18 protein-coding genes and 1 pseudogene are annotated in these 16500 nt (G+C 43.8%); 10 read left to right on the plus strand and 9 right to left on the minus strand.

All coding sequences use genetic code 11. The annotated features are described in order from the left end of the window. Nucleotides 1-890: 890 nt before the first annotated feature. The 9 genes from ACT8YW_RS07575 (at nucleotide 891) to ACT8YW_RS07615 (ending at nucleotide 7096) form a co-directional block, all read left to right on the plus strand. The gene (locus ACT8YW_RS07575; RefSeq protein WP_444104535.1) at nucleotides 891-1250 is read left to right on the plus strand and encodes a hypothetical protein; all 360 of its coding nucleotides are present in this window, start codon (nucleotides 891-893) and stop codon (nucleotides 1248-1250) included. Nucleotides 1251-1253: 3 nt separating this feature from the next. Next, nucleotides 1254-1466, plus strand: coding sequence for a hypothetical protein (locus tag ACT8YW_RS07580; protein WP_444104536.1), 213 nt, complete (start codon nucleotides 1254-1256; stop codon nucleotides 1464-1466). Next, a complete protein-coding gene (locus ACT8YW_RS07585) occupies nucleotides 1450-1995 on the plus strand; it encodes an RNA polymerase sigma factor (RefSeq protein ID WP_444104537.1) in 546 nt (181 codons plus the stop codon). The genes ACT8YW_RS07580 and ACT8YW_RS07585 overlap by 17 nt, the downstream gene beginning before the upstream one ends. Nucleotides 1996-1999: 4 nt before the next feature. Beyond that, nucleotides 2000-2329 carry a hypothetical protein gene (locus ACT8YW_RS07590; RefSeq protein WP_444104538.1) on the plus strand — a complete coding sequence of 110 codons (330 nt, stop codon included), beginning with the start codon at nucleotides 2000-2002 and terminating at the stop codon, nucleotides 2327-2329. 21 nt (nucleotides 2330-2350) lie between these two features. Further along, nucleotides 2351-2794 (plus strand): hypothetical protein, encoded by a 444-nt coding sequence (locus ACT8YW_RS07595; protein ID WP_444104539.1) that lies wholly within the window; start codon nucleotides 2351-2353, stop codon nucleotides 2792-2794. Nucleotides 2795-2803: 9 nt separating this feature from the next. Next, on the plus strand, nucleotides 2804-4225 hold the full coding sequence (locus ACT8YW_RS07600) for an SUMF1/EgtB/PvdO family nonheme iron enzyme (RefSeq protein ID WP_444104540.1): 1422 nt from the start codon (nucleotides 2804-2806) through the stop codon (nucleotides 4223-4225). 21 nt (nucleotides 4226-4246) lie between these two features. Continuing rightward, entirely contained in the window at nucleotides 4247-5611 is a 1365-nt protein-coding gene (locus tag ACT8YW_RS07605; RefSeq protein WP_444104541.1) for a formylglycine-generating enzyme family protein, read from the plus strand. A 35-nt stretch (nucleotides 5612-5646) separates the two neighbouring features. Next, on the plus strand, nucleotides 5647-5994 hold the full coding sequence (locus ACT8YW_RS07610) for a Spy/CpxP family protein refolding chaperone (RefSeq protein ID WP_444104542.1): 348 nt from the start codon (nucleotides 5647-5649) through the stop codon (nucleotides 5992-5994). Nucleotides 5995-6100: 106 nt separating this feature from the next. Continuing rightward, nucleotides 6101-7096 (plus strand): alpha/beta hydrolase, encoded by a 996-nt coding sequence (locus tag ACT8YW_RS07615; RefSeq protein WP_444104543.1) that lies wholly within the window; start codon nucleotides 6101-6103, stop codon nucleotides 7094-7096. A gap of 630 nt (nucleotides 7097-7726) precedes the next feature. On the opposite strand, the gene ACT8YW_RS07620 is transcribed toward ACT8YW_RS07615, so the two are convergent. Both ACT8YW_RS07620 and ACT8YW_RS07625 read right to left on the minus strand, forming a co-directional pair. Beyond that, complete coding sequence (locus tag ACT8YW_RS07620; protein WP_444104544.1) at nucleotides 7727-7864, minus strand: hypothetical protein; 138 nt, start codon at nucleotides 7862-7864, stop codon at nucleotides 7727-7729. Between the two features lie 409 nt (nucleotides 7865-8273). Continuing rightward, complete coding sequence (locus tag ACT8YW_RS07625; protein ID WP_444104545.1) at nucleotides 8274-8585, minus strand: hypothetical protein; 312 nt, start codon at nucleotides 8583-8585, stop codon at nucleotides 8274-8276. A gap of 182 nt (nucleotides 8586-8767) precedes the next feature. On the opposite strand from ACT8YW_RS07625, the pseudogene ACT8YW_RS07630 reads away from it, so the two are divergent. Beyond that, a pseudogene (locus tag ACT8YW_RS07630) lies at nucleotides 8768-8941 on the plus strand (site-specific integrase); the annotation flags it as partial. Nucleotides 8942-9088: 147 nt separating this feature from the next. Here the strand turns inward: ACT8YW_RS07630 and ACT8YW_RS07635 are convergent. The 7 genes from ACT8YW_RS07635 to ACT8YW_RS07665 all read right to left on the minus strand — a co-directional run bounded on the left by ACT8YW_RS07635 (nucleotide 9089) and on the right by ACT8YW_RS07665 (nucleotide 16493). Continuing rightward, nucleotides 9089-10981 carry a DNA topoisomerase gene (locus ACT8YW_RS07635; protein ID WP_444104546.1) on the minus strand — a complete coding sequence of 631 codons (1893 nt, stop codon included), beginning with the start codon at nucleotides 10979-10981 and terminating at the stop codon, nucleotides 9089-9091. Nucleotides 10982-11190: 209 nt separating this feature from the next. Next, nucleotides 11191-12060 (minus strand): hypothetical protein, encoded by an 870-nt coding sequence (locus ACT8YW_RS07640; protein ID WP_444104547.1) that lies wholly within the window; start codon nucleotides 12058-12060, stop codon nucleotides 11191-11193. Beyond that, nucleotides 12060-12524 (minus strand): DUF6047 family protein, encoded by a 465-nt coding sequence (locus ACT8YW_RS07645; protein ID WP_444104548.1) that lies wholly within the window; start codon nucleotides 12522-12524, stop codon nucleotides 12060-12062. Before ACT8YW_RS07645 ends, ACT8YW_RS07640 begins: the two co-directional genes overlap by 1 nt. Then, entirely contained in the window at nucleotides 12481-13266 is a 786-nt protein-coding gene (locus tag ACT8YW_RS07650) for a DUF6047 family protein (protein WP_444104549.1), read from the minus strand. Before ACT8YW_RS07650 ends, ACT8YW_RS07645 begins: the two co-directional genes overlap by 44 nt. Before the next feature lie 11 nt (nucleotides 13267-13277). Then, the gene (locus ACT8YW_RS07655; RefSeq protein WP_444104550.1) at nucleotides 13278-15044 is read right to left on the minus strand and encodes a DUF6047 family protein; all 1767 of its coding nucleotides are present in this window, start codon (nucleotides 15042-15044) and stop codon (nucleotides 13278-13280) included. A 19-nt stretch (nucleotides 15045-15063) separates the two neighbouring features. Beyond that, a complete protein-coding gene (locus ACT8YW_RS07660; protein WP_444104551.1) occupies nucleotides 15064-16158 on the minus strand; it encodes a DUF6047 family protein in 1095 nt (364 codons plus the stop codon). Between the two features lie 11 nt (nucleotides 16159-16169). Next, nucleotides 16170-16493, minus strand: coding sequence for a transcription-repair coupling factor (locus ACT8YW_RS07665; protein WP_444104552.1), 324 nt, complete (start codon nucleotides 16491-16493; stop codon nucleotides 16170-16172). Nucleotides 16494-16500 lie beyond the last annotated feature (7 nt).

The raw sequence follows: 16500 nt of genomic DNA on the forward strand, positions 1-16500 counted from the left end.
AAGATAAAGTGAATATTTCTATTTATGTTTCGTTTAGTTTCTAGTGTCTTTAATAGTCATTAATAGTCATTTTTTGTCAGCGTGGCTTTTCTTATACTTTTTATTTAACGGGGAGGGAGTCGTGAAATCAGACATCCCTTATACAAATGGTAACTCTTTCATCTTTTTCCTTTTTTGCCCTGCAACATTTCATTATGATATGGATTTCTTCGGAGAAATCAGAATTATGAATATTTTGGAACGAAATTTTAAATGGCAGACAATAGCCTTCCAATTAGATATAGACATAATATTCGCAGAATGTCTCAAGACGGAAATCTGGTAAATGTTACAATACACAAAGTTTATATTCTGTATATCAATATAATAATATCTTTCGCATCTTATCAAAGGAACAAAATAGAAACCTTATCATGATTAGTGTTTATTGAGAATCGCTGATTTTAGTCATTCAATATTGTACAAATAATACTATAAATACGCCAGCTAACATTGTATATCTGCCGACAGACAAATGTCTGTCGGGGTATTAGGATATTATATCCGATAATACATTTATTACGGTTATTATTAAATGATTATGTTGACTTATCAGAAAATTAAGTAATAAAATAATCACAGATAACTATATAGAACAGAGGGGAATAAAATTGTAGATAGAGGATAGAAATTCTTTCAGAGATAATGAAAGTAGCCCGGCATTCTAAAAAATAATATGTCAAAAAGAAAAACGTCGTGTGATGATAATTTTCATAGAGTGAATTGAAAAGAATCATTTATTCCATTTTACTTTTATTCCTTTGCAAGGTCTTTTATATAGAACACCCATTCGAATGAGTTCATAAAAAGGTTTGTAGAACATGAATGTATAACGAAATAATACAATTACTATGTGTACAGCGAGAAAATGGAAAACAGGAATACTGCTTGTCGCGATGATATTGGTTTGCGGAGTTGCAAATGCACAACATTGGCATCGGCGTTATCGTCCCAACCGGGTTGTTACCGTTGTAGTTCAACCTGACGTGATATCCCATGTAAGTAACCGTTTCAACCAAAAGGAACGATTGGCGATGGCTATAGCTTATCTGGAAACGCATGAATACCTTACTATCAGGCAATATGTAAAAATGACGCATCTTAGTATGGCATCGGCAGAAGCTGAACTTGACGCTTTTTCCATGGATAAGAAAAAGCCCATACGGCTTGTAATCAGGGGGAAAAAGAAAGTGTACATCAAAAGACAATAGGATATGAAGAAGAATTGGAAACTACTGATATTGGGAGTAACCGCTATGTGTTTGCTACAATCTTGTGTAACCGTGCGCAAGGCCCGCCCTCACCATCATCGCCATCACAGACATTGTATGCTTCTTTACCAACAGCCTACAGATACGGATTCGTTGAATGTGCCTGATACTTATATGGCAATAGAAACCCCGATAAATTATGAACGTAAAGGATGACAAGGAACTTGTGTGGCTGACTGCTAAAGATCCGGAGAAAGGCTTCCGTTATCTGATGACAAAATACAAGGGGGCGGTTTACTGGCATATCCGAAGACTGGTCGTAGCTCATGAAGACGCACAGGATGCAACGCAGGAAACGTTCGTCAGGGTATTCCGGTCTTTATCCGATTTCAAAGGTGAATGTACTTTTCGCTCTTGGATATATCGGATTGCTACTAACGAAGCCTTACGTCTGCTTGGAAAATATAAAAAAGAAGAACTGGTATCATTGGATGACTCTTTCAGCGAACTAAGCAACCTGATGGCTGATGAATATGTCGATTACAATGATCTGGAAACCGTCAAGCTGCAAAAAGCCATTTTGTCCTTGCCGACCAAGCAACAGCTGGCTTTTAACCTGCGATATTATAATGAATTGGGATATGACGAAATTGCCGGAATTATCGGTTCAACAGTAGATGGGGCAAAATCCAACTACCATATTGCCAAAGATAAGATTGTCAAATATATGAATGCTAATAATTAGATATATGAAAAGAGATTTTGATTTCGACCGCATAGGCAAACGTCTGCCCTATAACACTCCCGACGGTTTCTTGGATGATATAGAGAGCAACGTATGGGAAACGGTAAAACAGGAGATACAGCTATCCAAACCTAAACGTAACTTTCGCCTTTGGCATTCTGTAGCGGGAGGACTTGTGGCAGCAAGTATTGCATTATTGCTTGTCTTTAAGCCATTTTCCTATCATTCAAGAAGTAATTTTGAAGATGTTGAAAAGGCTTTTTCTAATCTGAGCAGCAGCGATCAGGATTACCTGTTTGCAACTTATCAGGATGACTTATTTATGAAATTTTGAACGAGTAAAAAATAAAAAGACATGAAGAATATCATTAAAGTTCTTGCACTTGCAATCGCAATGGTAACTATCAGCACAAGTATCTATGCCCAAAAGAATGAACGGCAGCGCATGACCAGAGAACAGTTGGCTGAAACCCAAGCCCGGTTTATAGCCAAAGAGATGGTTATGGATGATTCGACTGCCACGCGGTTTGTGGAAACTTTCTGCCAATTCCAAAAAGAAATCTGGGCACTTGGCCCCCGTCCTAAAAGAGATACCTCTCATCTTTCGGATAAAGAGGCAGAACGGGCAATGAATGAAAGGTTCGCTCATAGCCAAAAGATACTTGACTTGAGGAAGAAGTATTATTTGAAATACTGCAAATTTTTAACACCCAGCCAAATAGAGAGGGTATATGAACTGGAAAGAGGAATGATGAACAGACTGTTCAACCGTTCCAAAAACAAAGGAAACCATAAATAAGACAAAATTATGAAAATGAAAGTATTTGGCATATTTTGCCTGTCGTTTCTGATGGCGTCAGCCTTGTCTTCATGTGACAGTGAAGAGATTATAGACCAACAGGAAAAAGTGTCCGGCAGTGGAAATCCAACCATGACCGTTCTTGCTGAACAAGTGGCAGGAAGTGACGGGTATGATGAAAATGGGGTTACTGCGTTGAATTTCCTAAATTCACAGGATTTGCATAGCATATCCAGTGGCTTGAAACTGAATTTTCAGTTGTCCGGAATCACAAAAATAGAGTTGGAAAGTGTAGATGGTTATGCCTTGGCCGGAACTGTCGGTATCCAATGGGGAGAAACAGCGGAAACACTTGTCGGTGAAGTGGAAAACGCCAACTCCATTCTAGTGTTCAATGCCCCGGATGAAAACGGCTTGACTGCCGGAAAAGACTACTACATTTTTACCTTACCCTGCGACCTTTATGAAGGTTACCGCTTGTCAATTTATCGGGAAGGACTCGTGGCACATTACTTTGGTGTACACCAGACCGTAGAATTAGGCTCGTTCATAAGTCCCGTCGATTTGGAGGAGAATGAACTGGAATTTGACGATCCGGATGCACCGCTCGTGGAAGAAGAACGACCGGAATTGGATGCCACGACAACGGCACTTCTCCGTCAATACCAGCAAAACCCTACGGAAGAAAACAAGCAGGCGTTATTGGATCAGATGGGTATTCGTTACGACAAGGTAGTAGCTCGCAAGAAAGCCAAGCTCCGCGAACTGGAGAGGGAAGCCTTGACTTTGGATGTGGTGGAAGAAATGCAGGAGATTGTGGATGAGATGGTAGAGAACCGTGACATCCGTCTCGAACAGCAGTTCCTGCGTCTTATCGACCCCCGGAATGACGACGACCCCAACGATGCATGGATGGTACTGCGCGGTGCATCTGCCCCCAATGCCTACATCGGTTATGCCCCTGTAACCAACGCGGAATATGCAGCCTTCAAGTCAGATTTTACCTATGAAGCCGGACAGAACAACTATCCGGTAGTGAATATCACGATTGCGGATGCCACGGCTTATTGCGATTGGCTTACGGCACAGGATAATTCGCATAGCTACCGTCTGCCTACTGACGAGGAATGGATTCTCGGTGCAGGGCATATGCCGAAGGACGTTGTAATGAACGCCGGTCGTGTGGAGACAGGACTGACAGCGGTAGATGCTTACAGCCAGACAACAGGTGCTTGTGGAGGTATCGACTTTTGGGGCAACTGTTGGGAGTGGACTTCATCCATGGATGCAAACGGGCAGTATATCATTAAAGGCGGCAGTTGGGATTCTGAACGTGACGATTGCCGTAGCGAGAAATCCGATGTCGTAAGAATTGGTACACAGGGATATGCCAATGTCGGTTTCAGAGTCGTAAGAACTGATTCTATTTAATTCTCCAAATAATATACGAATATGAAAAAAATGTTTTTAGCAATGGCTGTTGCCATTGTGACGGCCACAGCTGTGTCCGCACAAGACAGCGATAAAGAAGATAAAATCGTGGTTTCAACCCATCAGACGGATAAAGCGGATGGATACGAGGGAGATTCCGCCAACCGATGCGGTATCAAATTCAATTTCCGGCTTATAGGCGTGACAAAGGTAGAACTGGAAAGTGTGGATGGACTTCCATTGGCGGGTGCGGCAACCATTTGTAAGGATGTTCAGGGAAAAACTGCAATCGGTGATATGGCACATACAAGTACTATCATTACATATAATGCGAGCAATAAGTCCGGATTTATACCCGGAAAAGACTACTGCATTTCCACCTTGCCTTGCGACCTTTACGGAGGATACAGGCTCTCCATTTACCGGGACGGACTTGTGGCCCATTATTTCGGTGTGCATCAGAAAGTGGACTTGGGAGAATTTATCAGTCCCGATGATTTGGTGGAAAGTGAACTGGAGTTCGACAAGCCCGACGCTCCACTCGTGGAAGAAGGACGCCCAAAAATGGACTCCAAGACACATAACCTCTTCGTCCAATACCGGAAGAATCCGACGGAGGCTAACAGGCAAGCACTGCTGGATCAGATGTGTGTGCGGTATGACAAAGTTGTGGCAAGAAAGAAAAACAAACTTCGTGAACTGGAACGTGAAGCCCGGACTTACAGCATAGTGGAACACATGCAAGGTATTGTGGGAGAGATGGTGCAGAATAGAGATACCCGCATACAACAGCAATTCCTTCGCTTTATAGACCCTCGCAGGGACGAGAACCCGAAGGATGCGTGGATGGTGCTGCGCGGTGCGTCGGCTCCCAATGCCTATATCGGCTACACACCGGTAACCAATGCCGAATATGCCGCATTTAATCCTCGGTTTGCCTATGATGCAGGTAAAGAGAACTATCCGGTGGTAAATATCACCATTGCCGAAGCCAAGGCTTATTGCGATTGGCTTACGAAGCAGGATCGGAAGCACATCTATCGTTTGCCAAGCGAGGAAGAATGGATTCTTGGTGCCGGACATATGCCTAAAGATGTGGCTATGAACGCCAACCATATTGAATCAGGATTGACGGCAGTGGATGCTTACAAACAATCCACCGGAGCGTGTGGAGGCATTGACTTCTGGGGAAATTGCTGGGAATGGACTACCTCGACCGATGCCGATGGGCAGTATATCGTCAAAGGAGGAAGTTGGGACTCCAAACGTGACGATTGCCGTAGCGAGAAATCGGACGATGTAAGAGTCGGTACGCAAGGCTATGCCAACGTAGGTTTCCGAATTGTAAGGACAGATGCCTCAAAATCCATGAAATCAAAGCTATAATCAATTTAATAATCAACCCGTAAAAGAAATTCAGTATGAAAAGAATGTTTTTAATTATGGCCATTGCCATTGTTACAGTCCTTCAAGTGTCTGCACAAGACAAGAACCGTCAGATGACCGCACAGCAGCGGACAGAACAGCGTATCAAGCAGATGGATGAAAAATTGAATCTGACCGATGAACAGGAAACAAAAATCCGTGAATTGTATGCGGACTTCAACAAGCAAAAATATTCCCGTGAGAAACGTAAGGAAGCCATGGAGAAATTAACCGCAGACATTTCTCTTCTCTTGACCGCCGAACAGCAAGCCATTTACAAACAAATGATGGAACAGGCGATTGCTGAAATGAAGAAAGGCAGACGTAACAAGGTTAAAGAATAAAAGTTAGTCATTGTGTGTTTCAAAGTCTGGATTTCTTAGTATAGGGAGTCCGGACTAATGACACAATTTTTATTGAAACTGAAGTATAATGTATCAATTTAGAATAATGATTAAAGTCCTGTTGCTTTGCTTATGTATGGTTGCTTGCAATGATAATGACAAGGGGTATTCTATAATACCTTCGGAGCAAGAACCTGAAGTTGGAGTTTCATCTGATTATACAGAACTCTTGAACAAAACAACACCCGTCCCGTCTGAATATAATCAAGAATCTGCATTAAAAGGGAGTGTTGTGCAAATTGATTATGACACCCAAAATTACGTGGAAGGAAACGGGGAAATGCGCAAGAACACTGTCTATGTCTATTTACCGTATGGTTACGAGGAAGTGTCCGACCAATGTTATGATGTATTTTATTTCGTGCACGGTCATGGCGAAACGGCAGCTTCCTTCTTTCAAAATGAAGACGGGTTGTTATGTAAATTGCTGGATCACATGATAGGTAATGGTGATATGGCTCCGACTATCGTTGTCTCGACAAGCTATGTTTATGGTAATCCTGTTGATTACTATCCTGATGCAGATCCCTATTGCAAGGCTCTGCCACAAGAACTGGTAAACGATTTGATTCCGATGGTAGAGAGTCGTTATCACACATATACTGAAAGTAACGATATTGTCGGAATAAAAGCCTCAAGAGAACATCGGGCTATCGGGGGCTTTTCAATGGGGGCTGTAACAACTTGGTATGCATTGGAACACACGTTGGATTGTTTCAAATACTTTATGCCGATAAGTTCTGATAGCTGGTCATTAGGACGTTTTGCAGGAATGGATTATCCGACAGAGACAGCAGAACATTTTGTCAACATTGTCCGCTCTTCTACTTTACCAGAAAACAATTTCTACATTTGGGCATGCAGCGGAACGGACGATGTTGCATACGATAGAATTTGGGCACAAGTTCAAGCAATGGCACAACTCTCGGACGTGTTTTCTGTTGGCAATCTGACTTTCCATGAACAAGAAGGGGCCCGGCATGAGTTTCGTTCTTTGGCAGAGTATTTATATAATGCACTACCATTCTTGTTCCCAAATTGATGAGAATATAATGCTGAATAACCTCGTTTTCGATTGTTTTAATTATAAATTGGTAACATCAAATGAAGTAAATTCCTGTATTTGAATATAGATGAAGAATAAAATATGTTCTACATATGTGGGAAGAAAACAGTTAATAACATACTACTATGTATGGGTGGAATTATATTCTATATACTCTCGTTGTAACAAATACCGTCGTATCTCTTTCTTTATCATGATATTTTCGTGTATGATACAACAAGTTATTGCAACGGTAATCAGCCAAATACAGAGCAGACATATACACACGAACTGCCAGACGTGACGGGAACGGCATGCCCGATGCAGACAGTATAACGGTATATCTTTGAACAGGTATGCAAACACATCCTTTAACCGCTTGGGACGGGATGGAAATGCTGTTTTTGTCACCCTTGCCGCCTGAATGTCCTGTTTGGCGATAAGGATATCCAGCTTGGCTTCAACCCTGCGGCTGCTGGCTTCTTGTCGTTTAGTGGCTTCCCCGATATATTTGTATGTGTCGCATACGATTATACATTTTTGCAACACGTCGGCATAGTCTGCCGGAAGTTTCGTGTAGCATTACTGCGGTGTGAGTACGCCCCGTGCCTTGGCTTCCTCTTCCTCCTACTCGAACTTACATTGTCGTTGCTCCAACAGTTCTTTCACAGCGTTTCTCGCTGCTGTGGCGACCGTCTCCGAACCGACCAGTTGTATGCCGGAACGAGCTTTCAGGTTTTTGTTCAGCACATTTATTACCGTCATGATTTCTGCAAGTCGGTCTTGCAGTTCGTCAAGCGAAGTTGCCGGCTCATCTTTACAAAGGGATATGTTTCTTGGCTGTCATAGTTATCTTCTCTGTCTATATAGGTTCTTTTTCTTCTCCTTATCATCATCGTTCCAACTCTATGAATGGAAATCATGAATTTTATTCTTATAACAAATTATACATATTTCCATGTTATACTTCCTACATCGTATTTTGACGTGGAAAGTCAGAAAAAAAGGAATAGGATGCGACTTTATACAACCTGTATTTTTTACTATTTTAACTATTAGACTATTACAATGTATCGGGCATCTGCAAAGTTGTCTGCGTTTTGTTCCATTTCACGGAAAAGCCTCTGCAGACTTTCGTTGGCTTGCAGGGGCTTCTCCTCATTAGGACAGGGCATCATCGTTTGTCGGCAATGCCATACTCCAGCCAATGGTTGGAATCTACACGACGCTTGACCAGACCTTTCAAGTATGCGGTCAAATTGCGAATCTCTGCCAGTTTGTGGTTGGCGGTAGGAACGATTTCGTTCAGTTCTGCACGCCTGCGATCCACTTCCGCATTCAGTTTCTCACCTTCGAGGATAGCGGATTCCAGTTTTGACAAGTCATTCTCGCTTACTCCGTAGTTCTTCACCGTTTCCAAATGTTCTCTCAACCCTTTGGTCAAAGTCCGTGCTTTGTCCAAATACATTTCGTTAGTTTTCGACATATTTTTCTGCTAATTGATTAGCAAGGTAATGAATCCGTCCCTTGCATGACTGGGGCTTTTGCCGTTTCAAAGATAATCAAAAAACAGCAAAATACGTACTGCAGTCTTATAGCACGTATATATGCAAATAGTTGAAAATCAAAAGAAAACAAAGTGTTAAATATTTAAAATATTTTCTTTTTTACACCGCGCAGCATACGTTTGCATGCATAGCTCTAGCAAATAAAGTGTCAATGGAAACAATCGCTAGAATGTTAGGACACCCAGACATACGAACCACGAAAATTTATGCAAAAGTTTTAGACACTACTGTTTCCAAAGAAATGGAAGTGATGAAGCATAAATTTGCTATATAAATAAGATATCGAAGGGGATGTCGTTTTTTGCGACCTCCCCTTTGTTCGAAAGTTATATCTCTCTGAATCTAAACAAACACACGTCTCTTTATTGAGTGTTAGCTCCTAGTAGTATCTCATCTATTTCTTTTTTCATAATCCAATGGACTATTTCCTAGGTTTATTATCCTTGAATGTAATATCAATCTTGTAGTTGTCATCCAATTCCAGCGAAGCTTCATACTTTTTCCCTTTCTTACTGGTGAACTTGAGATATCCGGTGCGCTTTCCCTGTAACAGCAGAAGCATCTGGTTGTCCGTCAGTTCCCTGCCGTTGAAGGTCCGGAACAAAAGAAAAGCGCAATCGGGATCGCCGCATTTGGCCACCTTATTGAAAACGGTAATTGTTTCTGCCCCGCACTTGGGGCATTTACAATGCAGCAAGTCCGGATGGTCGAGTTTAAGGGTAAGCAGTTCAGACGTGATTTGCCGAGCGTAGGAGTTGATATTTTCCGTGAATGTTTCGGTGGAAACTTCTCCGGTTTCTATCTCATGTAACTCACATTCCCACCTTCCGGTCATGCTCACATTGGCAATCATCTTCTCTTTTACGATACCATATACTTCCAGTCCTTTAGGAGTGGGTATTAGTGACCGTCCGTTTCTTTCCACATAGTGTCTGGTGATAAGCAGTTCAATAATTCCAGCCCGTGTAGCCGGTGTCCCTAGTCCGGAGTCTTTCATCGCTTCTTTTTCTTTTTCATCGCTCAAATTCCGACCACATCCTTCCATTGCCGCAAGCAGGCTTGCCTCGGTGAATATCGGCTGTGGCTTGGTTTTTCTGACTAACGTATCAATGCCAAGAACGGGCAAAGTTTCACCCTCCTTAAATTCGGGCAGGAGGCTTCCTTTTTCTTTTTCATCCGGTTCATTATAAATGCCTCTCCATCCCGGAACCTTGATTTGGCACCCTTTAATTCCGAAAGAGGCTCCGTTACAATCAGCCTGTACAAATAACGTTTCTTTCAGGCATTTGCCGGAGAAAGCCTCCAGCATACGTCCTGCAATCATAGAATAGATATTCTGCTCGTCGAGGGAAAGGTTCCGGGGATAGTTTTCCGTGATGATTAATCCGTGGTGGTCTGTCATTTTACTATCGTTCACACAGTGGCGGTTCAAAGTCCGGTTACAGAAATTCTCCGCATGGCGTGCAAAACGGGGATGTTGCTTCAGCAAGGCGATGAGAGAAGGAATCTGCTCAAAGATGTCCTCTGTGATATAACTGCATCCGGTACGTGGATACGAAATGTAGCCGAATTCATACAGCTTCTGGGCAATATTCAGCGTTTGTTCCGCGGTCAGTCCCAGTTTGTTGTTGGCACTCTGCTGCAGGGCGGTTAAATCGTAAAGTAGTGGAGTTTCTTCCGATACTTGCTTCTTTTCTACCTGCACCACTTTGGCTGTTTTCTCTTCACAGACCTTTTTACGGGTCATGTCGAGTTTCTGGAGTGTATCATACTTTTCGGCGCAGGTCATTACAAGTTCTTCCCCCATCTTTGTAGTGCGTAGTTGCAGTTGGTAATAAGGTTTGACTACAAAATCCCTGTTGTCCAGATAGCGGCGGCAAATCATGGCAAGCGTCGGAGTCTGTACTCTTCCCAGAGAATAGTTACTCTTTCCGGCCGCTATACTCAAAGACAGACTGGCATTCATACCGACTACCCAATCTGCTTCTCTCCGGGCTTTAGCGGAACGATACAGGTTGTCAAACTCCCTGCTTGATTTAAGGTTATTGAACCCTTCACGTATTGATTTTTTCGTGAGCGAGGATATCCACAGGCGTTTGGTTTCTTTGGTGTACCCCAGATAGTCAAGGACATACCTGGCTATAAGTTCTCCTTCGCGAGCCGCATCCGTACAAATGATCACACTACCAGTCTGATTCAACAGTCTGCGGATCACGTCCAATTGTTTCAATGCCGACGGATCAGCCTTATAGCCCTCTTCTGTTTTTACCTGGCGAACAACCAGTTTGAACGGATCGGGAATAATCGGTAACATCTCCTTTTCCGCATGGATGATACCGTAATCAGAAGGCAGGGCCAATGCCAGCAGGTGCCCGTAAGTTCATGTAACGGCATACCCGTTTCCACTCAAATATCCTTCCTGTTTTTCCGTTGCGCCCAGAACTCGGGCGATGCTACGTGCCACGGACGGCTTTTCACAGATGCAAATCGTTTTCATCTTGGTTATCTTTTAATGTTGAATGACTATTTTATTTTTACACTCTTGGTCTTTGTCTTTCCCTTCCTCACCTTCTTCGGTTCTTTGGGTACGGAGAGTTTCTCTTTTTTCTCCGATGCCTGTATGCCTTCCGTCAGATTCGGTACGGAGGTCTCCCTTGCCGGGAAACGGCTGATTAAATCCATTGAGAATCCGGTCATCCCGGCATTCAGTTTTACCAGGTCTGCCGGTTGGAGGTATTTCTCCCCGTTCTTTCTGGCTGCCAGCTCATACATGACCGTTTCACGCCCTTGCAGGATTCCTTCATAATTCTGGTAAGGGAGATTCGGTTCGGACAGGCCGTTCTGACGGAGCATCCCACAAATCTCATCGGGCGGCAATCCCCCGAACTTCCGGTCAAAGGGAGAAGATAGGATATATCTGTATGTCGCCAGAAGCTGTTTTTCGTGGCTCATATCGGGGCATCCTTCGTATCCCTGCAGTTGTCTTATCTTCTTTGCAATACTGCCAAGGCTCTTGAAAGTATTCCTGTCCCTGTCCTGAAGAGGCATCCTGCCAATCCGAACCAGCTCCGTCTGGATGCGGTTCAGGTTGGCTGTTTCCCATTTATTCAACAGGCTACTGCGGTTGTTCAGGTACTCATCCCGGAGGATGGCAACCGGATTCCTCGTCTGGAGGAACAACCCGATCCGTTTTCCCCATGAGGGTTCATGAAGGTTGGATGCGCTCCAGCGGATCGTATTGAAACGATAGGCGTCCATGAATTTCCTGAAAGGGTTCCGGTTTGTGAACAGGTTCCTGAAAGTCTGCAGGAATGCTTTTCTTCCGGCATCCCTACGGCTGCGTGGTATCTCGTTTTCGGGAATGAATGTGTTATTTATCAATTCCATAAGCACTATAATTTTGGCTTCGCCTGCTTTTGGGGAGAAGCGTTTTTTGTCTTGACTTTTTTCTTTTCATTGTCACGTGGAGATTCGGGTTTGTTATGCAGTTTCACGGCTGCCTGGACCTGTATAATATCCTTCGAGACTCCAACAGACTGGATTGGCCGTTGATAATCCTTCCGTACCCCATCCCGGTTTAACAGTGTCCCGGCCAATGACTTGGCTGCGGTTTGCAGTTCATCCATCTTCTGTTGAAAAGGATAATCCCGGCGCAGATCCTTTTGCCGGATAATCTCACGGATACTTTTCTCCACGGGTAAGAAATCCTTTTTATAGGCAAACGATTCGTCCGCCGGTAAATGGGCATATCCTCTGTCAGCTATATCCTGAAGAGTCATGATATTCCAGTTTCGGGCGGAGAGTTCCAGTGCGTTAGCCGTAATAAACCGGTCGAGGTTTTCCCCTGTAGGATGCATGTCGAAAGTGACGGACGGCTTGTAATTCGCCAGAATTTCCATTGCCGCTTGCGGCATGGAGGTTTGATTCCCGTTGGAGAGTTCCAGCATCCGGCGTGATACGGTTTTCTATCCGGTAGATATTCAACGATTCCACATCCTGCAGAGAGCCTGAGTAGAAATTATCCGCCGTTGATTGCAGGTAATCCCGGAACTTCCTCGTTCCGGATAATCCGTCATTGAATACCCGGATACCTTGTTCCGTCTCAACGATAGTGTAGAATTGTTTGGCCTGTTTCCCTGCTGCGACCTTTTCCATTGCATCCTCATAAGCAACAAAACGCTTATAACCCGACGAGTGGTCCAGTGCCTGGAAATTCTCTGCCGTCAGTTCCTTTTGGCATGCTCTCAGGTAGGCCGCTTTCCGCAGAGGAACAGAATTGTTTTCTGTGATACCTCCGTGAGAAACGATGAAACGAAGAGCTTTCTCACTGTCTTTTACAGGCTGTTCGCTGGTGAAAGGAATATCCTTGGCGGGTATTCCCTCAAAATGCAGCAAAAGGTTATCCGGCACCGTTTTCTGATCCATGGCTATCCGGGCGACAAGATCCATAAATACCGAAAAAGAGTCTTTATCCGTCGGAACATACGATACGACCATGACAGTCGATACCCGGTTATCCGGTAGCAACTCTATAAACAGGCTTTTCAAATCTTCTTTTTCGGTTAGTCTGTCTTTTATTTTTTCCATCCATGCAGGCATGATAATCAGTTTTAGATACGGGGATTATGTGACTTGTTACGGCGGGGAACAGCCTTTTTCTTTTCCGATGCCGCCGATCCGGTCAGCTGCAATGGCGGACAGGTCAGTTTATATACCAGCCCAAGTATCCTGTCGGCAAGTTGCTGCTGTCTGTTTTGGATATTATAGAATGCTTTCTCACTATATCCTTTTTTGGATTGCAGTTCGGACATTTCCTGATCCAGCGGTTTGAAATCACCTTTGTAGGCGAATTCCCTATAACTCTCATTGGAATTGAAATCTGCCGGCAGACCGTATTCCCGTATAAAGAGCAGATTGAATATCTCCGCATTCTTCGGCGTTATTGATAAATGGTAATCTTCCGTGAACTGTTTGAAGGCATGATAAGTCGGTTCTATGGGATAGCCGCCTTTTTTCAGCAGTTCGGATCGCTCTATGGGATACAATGGCATTTTCGCCAATTCCTCGTAGAAAGGATTGGATTGAAAAAAGCCCAGATGCTTCTGCATATAATGTTCCGTGCTATGGTTCGGATTGGAGATGTAGAATTCCCTGACCCGCCCCAGAGCCTGTACTTCCGAAGTGAAGAAGCGGTCAGCCAGATATTGCAAATAGCATTGTTTGTAGACAGCTCCCTCATCCGTGGCAGGCAGGTAGACGGCACCTTTGGGAGTCTGTATGGAGATGACGGGCTCTATCTCTTTATTCTGCCGGTTATCCGGTGAGATTCCATAATCACGTTTTAAGATGTAGGCTGCCTGCTCACGGATCAATGCTTTGACTTTCTCCTGTTCACCCTTGTTTTCTGCCGGAATATTCTGTAACGCATTAAACTGTGAGTTAAAAGAGTTCTTATGCATGAACGGAATTTGTCCGGTTATATAATCTATTCCATAAATTCCGGCTGTTTCTTGTAAAGACAGCAGCCGGAGTATCTGGGCATTTGCGATACTTGTGACTATTCCATAGGAGGACGCGAATTTGTCATAAGCGTCAAATGTCGGTTCTATGCGATGGCTCCTGTCCAGTCGTGCATTTCTCAGGATAGCCGCACTCAGATATTGCGCTTTATCCGGAATAAAGTCGTTTGTATATAATGAGAAGGGATTGGTGGATGTCTGAAACGCCTTTATAGTCTCTACATTCGGATCAGCCAGTTTGTACAGGTTGACAAACTCCGGTTTGTCTTCGTCCGTAATAAAGAAATGGTCGGCCAGGTGTTGCATATAGGAATGGCAGCACATCTTTCCGTAACCGGAATATTCAAACAAAAGCACTCCTTTTGCGGTTTCTACAGCGGTCAGGGTTTCTGACGGATCATCATGGAGGGTATTCTGTGCCAATGCGAAACGTTTGGCCTCCGACTGTATAAGCAAATGGTCCGCAAGCCCGCTGGATACCAGCATGGGCAGGCTTTTTTCTTCATCGCGTGAATAAAGGTATTCCAATCCTCTGAGTGGGACATTGTTCTGCATGCTTCCTCCGTTCTCACTGATAAATTTAGGTACCAGGCTGTTATCCTTGTCAAAGGGACGGACATCCGGGCAGATTACTCCTGAGGGAAACTGGTAACGACACAAATCAAGATCAGGCAGGTGACTTTGAACGAGGGATAGTTTGTACATTTCCCTTTGCCGCCGTAAATATTCAGTAAATCTTTGATTTGCCATCGATACTTCTTTCTCCGGTATCAGGTGTATTTCCAGTTTCCGGGGTTTTCCTTTGGAGTCCTGGGCGACAAAAAAATGAAGGATGAGTTCGGGATTTTTCTGTTTCATGTTTTTTCTTTATTAATGATTATAATTTGATTGATCCTGATTTCTTTCTTGCTTCTTTTTTCGCTTCCTTCTTTTCCGGGTTGGAAGGCTCGTATCCCCGGACATTGTATTCTATTTGCAAGATTCTTCCGGCCACATCCTTTGCCGTTTTTTGGAGGGCTTCGGAAAGAGGTGAATGCTCCGGATTTTTCAGGTAGGAGTACGTCAGTCTCTCCAGTATTTTCTCAAAGCTGTTTTCATGGATAAACCCGTAACCGGGTTTGGAGATGTCAATGCCATTCTTGTAGATTTCATCCAGACGGGCAATATCCGTCATGAGTTCGCATCTTTTCAGGTTGAACCTGCTTAAGAAATTATCATAATCGCTTTCGTCGGGTTTCATGGAACACCGGACGGATGGAGAATGGTCTTTCATGAGATCCTTTGGATAATAGACAGCTTCCGAGGGGATGAAACAGTGTGGCATCTCCGGTGTGAACATGGCGGCGCATTGTCTGGAATCTTCCACTATGATATTGTTGGCGGTGCTGAAATAATAGATCTCAAGGGAGTCGACACCTCTCAATGCTGATGAGAAATAATTGTCTGCCAGATATTGCAGATACCGTTCCATGCATTGGATTCCCCTTCCGGTATCATCGAATAAAAGCACACCGTTCCCGCTTTGTATGGCGGTAACGGTTCTCTCCCGGGTATTGTCCATCTTTTCCGAATGATAGTGTATGTATGCCTCCAGTACTTTTGCCGTGTCGGCACTGTCATTTATCCTTTCCAGCAGAGCAACCGTATCAAACATGTGTATGGGTAATCCCCTTGCAGAGATTTCATGGGCGAAAACAAGGTTCCTGAGCGAAATGGAAGGGAGTTCCTCCAATTCCCCGTTATACATGACTTCATGTATGACGGAAGGAGTATCCATATCGATGTCTTTGTCTATTTGGAGACAATAGATGGTTTCTTCCGGAATATAGGTTCCGCCCAGTGCGAGTTCCGCCTGCTCTCTCAGGTAATTACCGCACAGCATATCCTGGTTCTCTTCGGATATATGGCTGTAATCAACCACTTTGCCCAGCCCGTCGTTTACATTAAAAAGAATGGTATCGTTTGTATTCATATTCTTCTGATTTATAAAGTGAATGATGAAAAGAGTTTACGCCCTTTCGACGGGCCGGTAGCTTTTCCATTTTTTATCTTATGCTCCACCTTCTGCTTTTTCTCCAAGTCTATGGCACATGGAAAACAGACCATGATCTTGTCCGGACAGCAAAGGGAGATTCTTTTTTGCTTCATGGATTCGTCATCCAGTCGGATGCGGACAAAGTAGTCCATCTCTCCTTTTCCGGTTTCCTTGATGGTGATGACTTTCCCTTTATAAGGAACGGGGACCTGTTCTTCCGGATCGTTCTCTACAATCCGTGCCCCGATACAAATCTGACTTTTGGATATCATATTTCCT

It is taken from the genome of Bacteroides sp. (genome assembly GCF_052357945.1).
Taxonomy (GTDB): domain Bacteria; phylum Bacteroidota; class Bacteroidia; order Bacteroidales; family Bacteroidaceae; genus Bacteroides.